The sequence below is a fragment of the Pseudomonas putida genome, from assembly GCA_041071465.1.
Lineage (GTDB): Bacteria > Pseudomonadota > Gammaproteobacteria > Pseudomonadales > Pseudomonadaceae > Aquipseudomonas > Aquipseudomonas putida_P.
The window spans coordinates 6282427-6293838 of the sequence record CP163498.1 but is presented as its reverse complement, the minus strand read 5'-3'; the positions used below and the strand labels follow the sequence as shown (position 1 = coordinate 6293838).

Sequence of the window (11412 nt, the reverse complement as noted above, 5' to 3'; positions counted from 1 at the left end):
CTCGCCTTACAGGATGCCGGTGGCTTCGGTGAGCAGCCAGATGCCGATCACGAGCAGCACGGCACCGATCGCGACGGTGAGGCCAAACTGGCCCCAGGTCTTGCGGCCGGTGTGGATTTCCGCGTAGGTGCCGTAGGCGTGGTAGCAGACGCCGATGAACATCGACGCCACGACCAGGAGGGCTACGAGCATGATGATGTCGTAGCCGTAGTTCCTGATCGTTTCCATGATGCCGTTGCCGGTGCCGCGGGTCGGGTTCTCCAACTGCGGCAGGCCTTGCGCGAACGACAGCGCGGGCAGCGCGGCGGCGCCCAGGGCCATGGCGGCGCGCTGGGCGAGACGGGAAGTGAGGATGCGGTTGTGCATGGTCGGGCCTTTCAGGTCAGGACAGAAGGAAGAAACTCAGGACGAGGTACATCGCGACGAAGCGGATGCAGACGCCGAGGAACTGGCGCTGGTTGAGGCGGCTCTCGGACCACCCCACGTAGGCCGTTCGGATGGCCCAGACGCCCCACACGAGCAGGACCGCGAACACGACGCCGACCAGGACGGTCGCCATTGCGGAAGGCGCGATGCCGCTGTTGGCTTGAAATGCCGAGACCTGGGCGCCGTTCATTGCTTGCCCCCGCAGTCGTCGCCGGCAGCGGCTCGGCCGCCCGCTCGGTGCGGTAGTCGCCGGCCAGTTCGGAGGGGTCGCGCGGCTGAGCGCGCGATGGCGTCAGGTGAAACTGGATGCCGGCGCGAACGCGCGCCAGGTCAGCCAGCAGCCGCGGGTAGTCGAAGTGGTAGCGCTCGCCCGGCTGGATGGGGGCATGCGCGGCGCTGTCCGCGACGGTGCGCTCCAGCGCGTCGAGCTGGCGCAGTGCGGCGACCAGCTCCTGGCGCTGTGCCGGAGACTCGGCCAAGGCCATCTGGGACTGACCCAGCAGGAGGGCCGTCACGAGAAAAGTGGGCACGCCGCGATGCGCGGCGCGCAGCCAGATCGAAGCCACCATCGCGCCATTCCTGTGTGATCAGCAATGGGGTGATCGTGGAGATCAGGGCTGTTTTAGGCCGCAAACAATAGGAACTGGCGGACGACCGGATTGGGCATACCGCGAGCGAACCTACAAAAGCCCGGGTGGAGTTTCGATTATTGCGTTTTTCGAGTGTTTCGAATATGATCGGCTCTGCAACCGTTTTCGCTTAGGAGCTACCCATGACCACCGCCACTGCCCAATCCAAGATGACCCTTCCCGCCGCGGGAGAGGTTAAGGCAGCCGTCCAGGGTCAACGTGCCTTGGCGGCTTACCTCGCAACCCAGTTCGAGACGCAGCACATCCAGATCTTTGATGACCACAAACAGGCTCATCAGGTGGAACTGCCTACCTCGGCTTTACGCCTGCTGGTCGACATCCTGGCCGAGTTGGCCGATGGCAATGCAGTAAAGGTGGTGCCCGTCCATGCAGAGCTGACGACCCAAGAGGCGGCGGACTTGCTCAACGTGTCCCGTCCCCATTTCGTCAAGCTGCTAGAAGATGGGGTGTTGGCATTTCATCGCACCGGCAAGCACCGCAGGGTGAGGTTCGCCGATCTGATGCAGTACAAGGAAGCGCGCGAGCGCGCCAGTGAGCAGGCGATGGCCGAACTCGCTCAGCAGTCGCAAGAGTTGGGAATGGGATACGAATGAGGCATTCCCCATTCACCGCCGTCTACGACGCGTGCGTTCTATATCCCGCGCCACTGCGGGATTTCCTGATGTGGCTCGGCCTGTCTGGCCGCTTCCGGGCGCGGTGGAGCCAAGCCATTCATGAGGAGTGGAAACGCAATCTGTTGATCAACCGCCCCGATCTCACCCGGGTTCAGGTCGACAGGACGTCGGATCTCATGGACAGGGCCATTCCGGACGGCTTGGTGGAGGGCTACGAAGCGCTCGTGGCAGGCCTGACATTACCCGATCCGAACGATCGGCACGTCCTGGCTGCGGCGATTCGCTGCGGTGCGAGCGTGATTGTGACGTTCAACGAACGTGATTTCCCGAACGATCTGCTGGCTCCGTACGGCATCGAATCGCAGCACCCCGATGAGTTTGTGGACAACCTGCTGGATCTGGATGCGGCCGCCGTAGTGTCGGCTGCGCAGCGCCAGCGTGCCCAACTCAAGCATCCGCCGATCGATGTGGACCGCTATCTCGAAATCCTGCTGCGCCAAGGCCTTGTGCAAACGACCAAGGTGCTGGCGACCTATCGCACCATTCTCTGACCCGCCGAGAGCCACGGATGACCAAGAATCCTTCATCAGACGCCACTTTGCCGAAAGGCATCCATCGAAGCTGGAAGCTGCCGGATAAGTCGCTGGGTGACTTGTGGGATTCGATCGTGATGGACGAAGCCATCAAAAAACAGTTGCTGTCACAAGCGATCGTCAACTTCACGGTGCGCCCCAAGGTGGAGCGCACGGTACTCCCCCTGCACGGCGTGATCTTGTTGGTCGGCCCGCCGGGACTGGGAAGACCTCCTTGGCACGGGGCTTGGCGCATCGTGTGGCCGAATCTTTTTCTTCTGCGAAGTTTCGATTGCTGGAAGTGGAGCCTCACACGCTGACGAGCTCTGCAATGGGAAAGACTCAACGCGCCGTGGCAGACCTGTTCTCGCAATCGATCGCAGAATCCGCAGCGGCGGGCCCGACGATCGTCCTTCTGGACGAGGTCGAAACGCTTGCGGCTGATCGAGCGAAGCTCAGCCTGGAAGCCAACCCGGTTGATGTGCACCGGGCCACCGACGCGGTGTTGGTGCAGTTGGACATGTTGGCCGAACGCAACCCGCATCTGCTGTTCGTGGCCACCAGCAACTTCCCACAGGCCGTCGACAGTGCCTTCCTATCTCGTTGCGACATGGTGATGGAGGTGCCACTGCCCGGCAAGGATGCCTGCAAGCAGATCCTAGTGGACTGCCTGAATGGCCTGGCAAAGACATTTCCGGGGATTGGCAAGCTTTCCTCGGCTCACCAGTTCGACGCGTGCGCTGGCGAGTGCGTCGGATTGGATGGTCGGGCCATTCGCAAGGTCGTAGCCAACGCCCTCGCGGCCGACCCGCAAGTGGCTATCGATCCGAACAAGCTTTCCGTAGAGCACTTGCGCAGTGCGATACGACAGGCAAAGCAAATGCGCCTTCAAGGAGGGAAGCAAAAATGACCACCGTTGTCAGCCGGACGTTTCGCAGCTCGCCGCACCGCGATGCGTTGCAGACATGGGATGCCATTGTCGAACTGCTCACTCAGGGCAAGGACGGCACGGCTCGCTCTGAACTCAGGGCCGTGACGGGCGTGGCCGCCAGCTTGATCGCCGACCAGGCACCCAAGAGCGCGCCCATCGTTGCGACATGCGATGGACCACGGACCAGGATCTACTGCCTCTTCGACGAAGACGCGATCTATGGTGATGATGCCAACGAAGAAGTCTTGGGGTTCGAGCCGTTGAAGGGAGACTGGGGAGTCTCGCTGCCGTGTCCGAAGGAGCAGCTCGGCTGGGTGCAAAGCGCGCTCAAAAAGCACAGTTCTCGCATCATTGCACGGGACTTGAGCCAAGGAATTGCCACGCAGGCGCAGGCCGATGCTGGGCAAGCGCTGTCGCTCGACCTCGGAGGTTTCCTCAAGTCATGAGCACCGTCGCCACCTACTCGTACACGCACTCGGTTACCTATGTGACCGACAACATCCTCAAGAGCTTGAAAGACATCATCCTGCTCAGTGGGCTGGACCCTGAGCACTTTGCGGATCGCTGGGAGAGCAATACCCGAGCCATCAAGACGTGGCTCGGGACCGGTGATCTGCGCAAGGTGATTCTGGAGATCTACAACCCGGCAACCGACAAGCTCGTGACCCGATGGGATATCGACATCGTGTATGGGTGGTCCGATGGCGACGGCAGCTTCTGGACAGATACCGAGCAGTTGAAGTACGCGATCAAGAAAGCTGGGCTGCTGCCATCGCAGGCCAAGTACAAGTTAATGCTCGATACAAAGCCAGGGCGACCTGATGTGGAGGGATGGAGCAAAGGAAGTTATCGCTCGACGGATGGAATGGTCAAGCAGAGCCTAGGCTCGACTGTCGAACACAGCGGCCTGGCGGGTCAGGCCGGATATTGGAGGCAACGCTGATGCTGTCGATCGATGAAGCTTTTCGCAAGTTCAAGTCGCGTCTGGAACTCAACGAACGCGAACAGAAGAATGCCTCGCAACGCCAGAACGAAGTGCGGGACTACCTGCAGACCAAGTTCGGCATTGCGCGCAGCTTCCTGACCGGTTCCTATGCTCGATACACGAAGACGAAGCCGCTCAAGGATATCGACATCTTCTTCGTGCTGAAGGACTCGGAGAAGCATTACCACGGCAAGGCCGCATCGGTAGTGCTGGATGATTTCCACTCTGCATTGGTGGAGAAATACGGTTCGGCGGCCGTGCGCAAACAGGCGCGCTCGATCAACGTGGATTTCGGTGTTCACATCGACGCGGAGGACAACACGGACTACCGGGTGGTCAGCGTGGATGCGGTGCCCGCATTCGATACCGGCGACCAGTATGAGATCCCCGATACGGCGTCCGGAAAGTGGATCAAGACGGACCCGGAGATCCATAAGGACAAGGCGACCGCAGCGCACCAAGCCTATGGCAATGAGTGGAAAGGTCTCGTGCGCATGGTGAAGTACTGGAACAACAATCCCAAGCACGGCGATCTGAAGCCGGTGAAGCCCTCGTTCCTGATCGAGGTAATGGCCCTTGAGTGTCTTTACGGCGGCTGGGGAGGATCGTTCGATCGCGAGATCCAGTCGTTCTTTGCCACGCTTGCCGATCGAGTTCATGACGAGTGGCCGGATCCCGCCGGACTTGGCCCGGCGATCAGCAACGATATGGATGCCGCGCGCAAGCAGCGCGCGCAGCAGCTGCTGTTCCAGGCGAGCCAAGACGCAAGCATCGCCATCGACCACGCGCGTCGTGGTCGCAATATCGAAGCGCTTCGCGCCTGGCGCGCACTGTTTGGCCCCAAGTTCCCACTGTCCTGATTCCATCGGCTTCCATACACGTCCCATCGAGGTACAGCATGTCCCAGTGGTCGCTTTCCCAGCTCCTGTCGTCCCTGCATGAGGACATCCAGCAGCGCTTGTCCGTAGTACGCAAGACCTTCGGTCACCCGGGTACGAAGGGGGATGCGAGCGAGAACGTCTGGATCGACATGCTGGATACCTATCTGCCCAAACGGTACCAGGCGGCCAAGGCGCATGTGGTGGACAGCCTGGGGAACTTCAGCCAGCAGATCGATGTGGTGGTGTTTGATCGGCAATATTCGCCTTTTATCTTCACCTACGAGAACGAGACGATCATTCCAGCCGAAAGCGTGTACGCCGTTTTCGAGGCCAAGCAGACGGCTGACGCGGGGCTTGTGGCCTATGCCCAGGAGAAGGTCGCCAGTGTGCGCAGGCTGCACCGCACGAGCCTGCCGATCCCGCACGCTGGCGGGACCTACCCAGCGAAGCCGTTGATTCCGATTCTGGGTGGCTTGCTCACCTTCGAGAGCGAATGGAGTCCTGCATTGGGTCCATCCATGGACAAGGCGCTGAACGCAAACCTCACCGAGGGGCGTCTGGACATCGGATGCGTTGCCGCCCACGGGCACTTTTTCTATGACCAAGCCAGCGGCGCGTACAGCTACACCAACGAAAACAAGCCGGCGACCGCGTTTCTTTTCAAGCTGATCGCGCAGCTTCAGTTCAGTGGAACGGTCCCCATGATCGATGTGGAGGCTTACGGTCAGTGGTTGACCAAGTGAGGGGGCGCTGTGGCAAGCATACGTTCGGAGTACCACCGGTTCCTGGCGCACTTGGCGCAGCGGCACGTGCACGACGACGTGCGCCGGCTGGCGCACCTGGTGCTCGATCACCTGCAGCCACTGGCCGAGGTCGGTGCTGCACGCCGGGGGCGCTCCACGCGCTTGGCGCCGCTGGCCATCGCGCATCTGGCGCAGATGCCTGTCGCCTACGACGGGGACGCGCGCGGCCCCGAAAACGGGCCGGCGCTCGGGCGACTGCACCAGCTCGAAGTCGGGCCGTTTCGAGGATTCATGCGGCAGGAGACGTTCGACCTCAGCCATGACATCACCTTGGTCTACGGTGCCAACGGCACCGGCAAGAGCAGCTTCTGCGAAGCCTTGGAAGTGGCGATGCTCGGTTCGATCAGCGAAGCGCAGGCCAAGCGGGTCGACCAGCGGACGTACTGCAACAACGCTCGCCTGCGCCGCCACGTCGCGCCAGTCCTGTCGTCTACGGCGGCGGGCGAAGCGCAGGCCGTCCAGCCCGACGAAGCTGAGTATCGCTTCTGCTTCATCGAGAAGAACCGCCTCGACGATTTCGCCCGAATCGCCGCGCGGACCCCGAGCGATCAGCGCCAGCTCATCGCCACCCTGTTCGGCGTGGACCAGTTCAGCGAGTTCGTGCGCGGCTTCAACCCCTCGCTCGATCAGGACCTGATGCTTGCCGGCGTGCAGGCGGCGCAGCTGGCGCAGCGTCGCCTGCGGTTGGCGAACTCCGAACAGACCATCGCCGCCTACCCGCAGAAGATCGCAGCGGTCGAGGGCCTGGAACAAGCTTTGGCGCAGCGCATGTCACCTGGCGCGACCTATCAAGCCTGCGTGGACTGGCTGCTGGGTACGCCGCAGCAGCAAGGACGGCTACCGTATGTCCAGGCTCAGCTGGACGCCAACCCGCCTGCCATTCACGAGGTGACCCAGGCCCGCCTGCAAGCGTTGCTGGCAGAGGCCTACCGCGTCCAGGGACTGTGGCAAGCGTCTTCCGCGCAACTCGCGGCCCGCGCGGGCGAGGTGTCGTACGCGAAGCTCTACGAGGCCGTGCAAGCGTTGGCGGACGGGGCGACCGCGTGTCCGGCATGTGGAACCGGACTGGCCGCTGTGGCACAGGACCCGTTCGCCAGGGCGCGAATGGGCCTGGAGCAGCTCGCGCAACTGGCCGTCCTGCAGCAGCAAGAGGCCGGGCATCGGACGCAGTTGAGCGAGGCGGTCCGAGCGCTGTGGGACGAAATGCGCCGCGTGGTGGCGGCGGCTGGGGTCGCTTGTCCTGCCGAATCGCAGGCCGCGGGCCTGCCACTGCTGCCTCCCACGTCGGCGGGCAATTGGCTCGGCGGCTGGGTGAATGGGGACCAGCGCGCCTGGCAAGCCCTCTTACGGATCGCACAGATCATCGAAGGCTTCGACGCGCAGGCGCGCGACGTGCATGCCCAGCGCGGCGCGATGGCCCAGGAGCGGGACCGCCTGCAACAGCATCAGCTGGAGATCGAACGGCTGCGGACCATGCGCACGACTGCGGATCAGGAGCTGGCGGCCGCCCGCCAAACCGTGGCCCAATTCGACGACGCGAACCGCGGCCTGATCCAGGCGGCCACGGACGAAATGCCGGTGGTGGTGCACCATCAGCGGGTCAAGGCCGCCTACGACGGCTTCCTACCCGAGATTCAGGCATACCTGACCGCTCTGCCGGGGGTTCTGCTACAGGGGCTGGGAGACCAAGCCCGCCATCTCTACAACGCATTCAACCGGGCCGATCCGCCCGGCGATCTGCTGCACGCGCTGTGGTTGCCCGTGGCCGAGAACGGCAAGATCGAGGTGGAGTTCGCCGGCGAGCCGGGCGTGCGCTACGACGCGTTGATCGTCTTCAGCGAAGGGCACATCAAATGCTTGGGTCTGGCGATTCTGCTTGCCAAGAACCTCGCGCAGGGCTGCCCCGTGGTCATCTTCGATGACGTCGTCAATGCGATAGACGACGACCATCGCGATGGCATCTGGCGTACCTTCTTCGAGGACGGTTTGCTCCACGGCAAGCAGGTTATCCTCACCTCGCACGCAGAGGAGTTCCTGCACCGCATCCAGCAGGAGTTGGGCGTGCGCCGCGCCGCGGCCATCAAGCGCTACAAGTTTCTCCCGCATCAGGGAGAGCACGAACTGCGGGTCGACAGCGACCCGCCAGCGAAGAACTATGTTCTTCTGGCCCAGCAGGCGTTGGCGGCTGACGAGAAACGCGAGGCACTGCGCCAGGCCCGGCCGGCGCTGGAGAGTCTGACGGACCGCCTGTGGACGTGGCTGGGTCGGCGGGCGGACGGCCGGATCGACATCAAGCTGAGCGGGCCCCGCGCGCCTTGGGAGCTGAACAATAAATGCACCAAGTTGCGGTCGGCCGTCGAGCGTATCGCGGCGCAACATGCGGGTGCGCCGGATGCCGTAGGGGCGTTGGTCAGGCTGCTCAATGTCAGCGGTACGAGTATTGAATGGGGTTACCTCAATAGCGGTGTGCACGACGCTCAGCGCGATCATGAGTTCGATCGGGCGACGGTAAGAACGGTCGTCGAGGCGGTTACGGCGTTGGATGCTGCTCTTGATACCCTGCAGAACCGATGAACGGCACACGGCTTTGCAGAGCAGTGCCGCCCGTGTCACCTCATAAGTACTTCTTGAAGCTGCCTGCGGTCAGGCTGACTGCCATCCCCAGCAACGCCGCGCTGGGCAGCAGGATGACCAGAGGATGCACCGCTATGGGCAGTGCGAGATAGGTGACCCAAGGCAGCACGGCCAACGGCATCAGGCTGGCCTTCGCGCGGTGGTAGATGAAGCCGGATTCGCGGCCCGCGCCGAACCGGCGCACATCCCGTCGCACCAGGCCGTCGATCAGGCCGACGAATGCTGCAGTGAGGATCAGCGGCAGCGTGAGTACCAGGACCAGCAGGCGCACCAGGAAGGTGAGCGTCGTGAAGGCCGCAGCGATCAGGTAGCTTTCGGCCCAGACATAGACTTGGCTGATGTAGTAGCGGAAGTTGCGGCTCTGCCCGTGGCTGGCCGCGCGGGCGCGCTCGGCGGTCTGGCTCATGCGCTCCAGCAACCCCGAGCGCACGAACACCCACTCGTACCCGGTATCCACCAGCTCGTGCGCCGTGCGCCCGGGCTCCTGCACCACCACGCTGCGCGTGAAGTGGTTGGACAGGTGCCCGAGTTCGTACTGCAGCATCTGCTGGGAGTGGCGCCAGCCCTGGTCCTTCCAGAACAGGTGCATGCCGACGCACTCCACCACGATCGAGAACAGCAGCGAGCCGATGAGCACCCCGAGCAGCCGGAACGGCAAGGTGATGGTGCCGACGATCAGCCCCTGGCGCTGGTTCTGCTCCCGCTGCGCGGTCGAGGCGGCATCCTTCATGGTGCGGCCTCGCCGGTGCTGTCGTCGGCGCCGGTGGCCACCGCGTCAGGCTCGGCTGGAGCGGCGTCATCCAGCAGGTCGTCGGGCAAGGCTGCATGCGGCAAGGCTGCGGAACTGGTGAACTCCCACCACTGCGTGGCCTCGCTGTAGCTCTGGCGCATATACCCGGCCAGTTGCTGCAAGTCCGTCGGCATCACTTCATCGGGGTCTGGCGCCGGAAGCGGCATGCGCACCTTCCAAAGCTGGCCGCCCTGCAGCAGCGCGAAGCATTGGCCCTTGGGCAGACCGACGACGTGTGACGGCTCGATCATCGGCACGCTGGCCATGCTGATGCGGTCCTGGGTGTTCGACGTGAAGTCCGTCGCGCCGCGGATGTCTGAGCTGTCCGTCGCGCCCGAGACGATGGTGGTCGTATAGACCTCGACCTTCGGCAACTGCCTCGTCAGCAGTTCCGCGGTGGCCGTCTCGCGCACGCGCAACATGAATAAATTGTTGAAATTCCCGATCACTTGGCCGGCCTTCGCGCGGTTGCCGATGCGGGCCTCGATGTCCGAAAGCGTTTGCGTGTAGGCGGTGACTTGCAGGCCCGCGCCACCGCCCTTGTTGATGAGCGGAATGAACTCGTCACCCATCAATTCATTGAACTCGTCCGCATGCACGTTGATCGGCACGCGCGCACCAGCCGATGCGCCCGGCAGGCCATCGTCGATTCCGTGCTTGTAGATGTGCCCAGCCACCGAGACGAGATCGCTGAACATCGAGTTGCCGACCGCTGCGGCGACCTCCGCATCGGACAGCGCGTCCAAGCCGACATAGACGACGGCGCGCTTCCTGATCACCTGCATCCAGTCGAAGATCGGGCGCGGGTCGGCCAGGTCGGAGTAGTTCGGCGCCAGGAGCTGGGCGATCTTGCCGCTCGTGAGCTTTTCCAGCAGCGGCAGCAGCGATGCAACGATCTTGTCGAAGTAGGTCTTGTCGTAGCGCACCGCCGAGCGCAGGCCATCGAGCACAGGGTCGTAGTTGCGCGCCTGGGAGAGGTATTGCTCCAGCGCCACCACACGCTTCTCGCGCCCGATCATGTTCCTTGGGATGTTCTTCTCGTTGAGCTTGGCCTCGATCTGGACGATCACCTCCCAGGCCTTGGGCTCCGTCTTGGCAAAGTAGTGCTGGGCGTACTCAATGAACAGCGCGTCGATGTTGATGACGTGGCGCTGGATCAGCATGTAGTCCGGGCGCTGCCCCAGTTCCACCAGGGCGCGGGCGATGATGTTCACGAAGCGCCATGCGAACTCGCGGAACGCCGCGCTGTTGCCTTCGCCGGAGAGCTGCCCCGCGATGCGTGTCGCCACTTCCGAGATCCGACCGAAGCGGCCCACGGCGTTGTAGCGGGCGCTGATTTCCGGCCAGCCCAAGTGGAAGATGTAGAACTCGCCTTCGCGGCCAGCGCGCTGGGCTTCGACGTACATCCGTTTCAAGAGATCGGCATCCCCCTTGGGGTCGATGACGATGACGACCTCATGCTCGCCGGCAGCATTCCTGCGACGGATGTCCTGCGTGACGAACAACTCGGCCAGGCGCGTCTTGCCCACCCGCGTGGTGCCCAGCACCAGCGAGTGCCCGACGCGCTCGCCCAGCGGCAGGCTGACGTCCACTTCGTCGGGCTCGATGCCGTGCAGCCTTGGCAGGCCGCCGACAGGCGGCAACGGGCGCACGGGGTTGAAAGGCGCGTCCCAGCCGGTGAGCTTCGGCAGGCGCGAGAGCGGCAATGGCGCGAACTCCAGCCGTTCCTCCAGGCGCCTGGTCAGCCGGTAGGCCGGCGTCGGCTCGACGTAGCGGCGGAACTCGGGCCGGTACGTCTGCATCAGCCGATGCGTGTGCTTCTGCTCCCAGAGAAAGCCGCGCCCCACGAATAGGCGCTGCTGGCTGACCGGCACGTCCTTGCTGGTCATCACGTAACGCGGCAGACGGCGGATGTTGCGCCGGTAGCGCAGGATGATGCGGGCATCGCGGTAGCGGATCGCGCCGTAGGCGCCGAACGCCAAGGCGCTGCCGATGCCCATGGCCGGGCTCAGCGCGAGCGACCATGGGGCCACCAGGCACAGAAACGCGGCGCCTGCACACGCCGCGACGGTGTATAGCTCCACCGCTGGGCGTAGCAGAACCTCGACCGGCTGTTTGCCCGACAT

General features: G+C 63.5%; 11 protein-coding genes and 2 pseudogenes. 8 read left to right on the top strand and 5 right to left on the bottom strand.

Features of this window, described 5'->3' with window-relative positions:
- Nucleotides 1-6 precede the first annotated feature (6 nt).
- The 3 genes and pseudogenes from AB5975_28935 to AB5975_28925 form a co-directional block, all read right to left on the bottom strand.
- Complete coding sequence (locus AB5975_28935) at nt 7-366, bottom strand: TIGR03745 family integrating conjugative element membrane protein (GenBank protein ID XDR20390.1); 360 nt, start codon at nt 364-366, stop codon at nt 7-9.
- Nucleotides 367-382: 16 nt separating this feature from the next.
- On the bottom strand, nt 383-616 hold the full coding sequence (locus tag AB5975_28930; protein XDR20389.1) for a TIGR03758 family integrating conjugative element protein: 234 nt from the start codon (nt 614-616) through the stop codon (nt 383-385).
- 10 nt (nt 617-626) lie between these two features.
- Nucleotides 627-995, bottom strand: a pseudogene (locus AB5975_28925) (RAQPRD family integrative conjugative element protein).
- Nucleotides 996-1198: 203 nt separating this feature from the next.
- Here AB5975_28925 and AB5975_28920 point away from each other — a divergent pair.
- From AB5975_28920 to AB5975_28885, 8 genes and pseudogenes are all read left to right on the top strand, one after another.
- A complete protein-coding gene (locus AB5975_28920; protein XDR20388.1) occupies nt 1199-1669 on the top strand; it encodes a helix-turn-helix domain-containing protein in 471 nt (156 codons plus the stop codon).
- Nucleotides 1666-2241, top strand: a complete 576-nt coding sequence (locus tag AB5975_28915) for a PIN domain-containing protein (GenBank protein ID XDR20387.1) — start codon at nt 1666-1668, stop codon at nt 2239-2241. Before AB5975_28920 ends, AB5975_28915 begins: the two co-directional genes overlap by 4 nt.
- Before the next feature lie 17 nt (nt 2242-2258).
- Nucleotides 2259-3172 (top strand): annotated as a pseudogene (locus AB5975_28910) (AAA family ATPase).
- Nucleotides 3169-3639, top strand: a complete 471-nt coding sequence (cap8, locus tag AB5975_28905) for a type III CBASS phage resistance system CD-NTase-associated protein Cap8 (protein XDR20386.1) — start codon at nt 3169-3171, stop codon at nt 3637-3639. The pseudogene AB5975_28910 and the gene cap8 overlap by 4 nt, the downstream one beginning before the upstream one ends.
- Nucleotides 3636-4136 carry a type III CBASS phage resistance system CD-NTase-associated protein Cap7 gene (cap7, locus tag AB5975_28900; protein ID XDR20385.1) on the top strand — a complete coding sequence of 167 codons (501 nt, stop codon included), beginning with the start codon at nt 3636-3638 and terminating at the stop codon, nt 4134-4136. Before cap8 ends, cap7 begins: the two co-directional genes overlap by 4 nt.
- On the top strand, nt 4136-5038 hold the full coding sequence (locus AB5975_28895; protein XDR20384.1) for a CBASS oligonucleotide cyclase: 903 nt from the start codon (nt 4136-4138) through the stop codon (nt 5036-5038). The genes cap7 and AB5975_28895 overlap by 1 nt, the downstream gene beginning before the upstream one ends.
- A gap of 38 nt (nt 5039-5076) precedes the next feature.
- Nucleotides 5077-5802: a CBASS effector endonuclease NucC gene (nucC, locus tag AB5975_28890; GenBank protein ID XDR20383.1), complete on the top strand. Its 726-nt coding sequence runs from the start codon at nt 5077-5079 to the stop codon at nt 5800-5802.
- Nucleotides 5803-5811: 9 nt separating this feature from the next.
- Nucleotides 5812-8436, top strand: coding sequence for an AAA family ATPase (locus tag AB5975_28885; protein XDR20382.1), 2625 nt, complete (start codon nt 5812-5814; stop codon nt 8434-8436).
- Nucleotides 8437-8476: 40 nt separating this feature from the next.
- On the opposite strand, the gene AB5975_28880 is transcribed toward AB5975_28885, so the two are convergent.
- Nucleotides 8477-9226, bottom strand: coding sequence for a TIGR03747 family integrating conjugative element membrane protein (locus tag AB5975_28880; protein XDR20381.1), 750 nt, complete (start codon nt 9224-9226; stop codon nt 8477-8479).
- Nucleotides 9223-11412, bottom strand: a complete 2190-nt coding sequence (gene traD / locus AB5975_28875) for a type IV conjugative transfer system coupling protein TraD (protein XDR20380.1) — start codon at nt 11410-11412, stop codon at nt 9223-9225. Before traD ends, AB5975_28880 begins: the two co-directional genes overlap by 4 nt.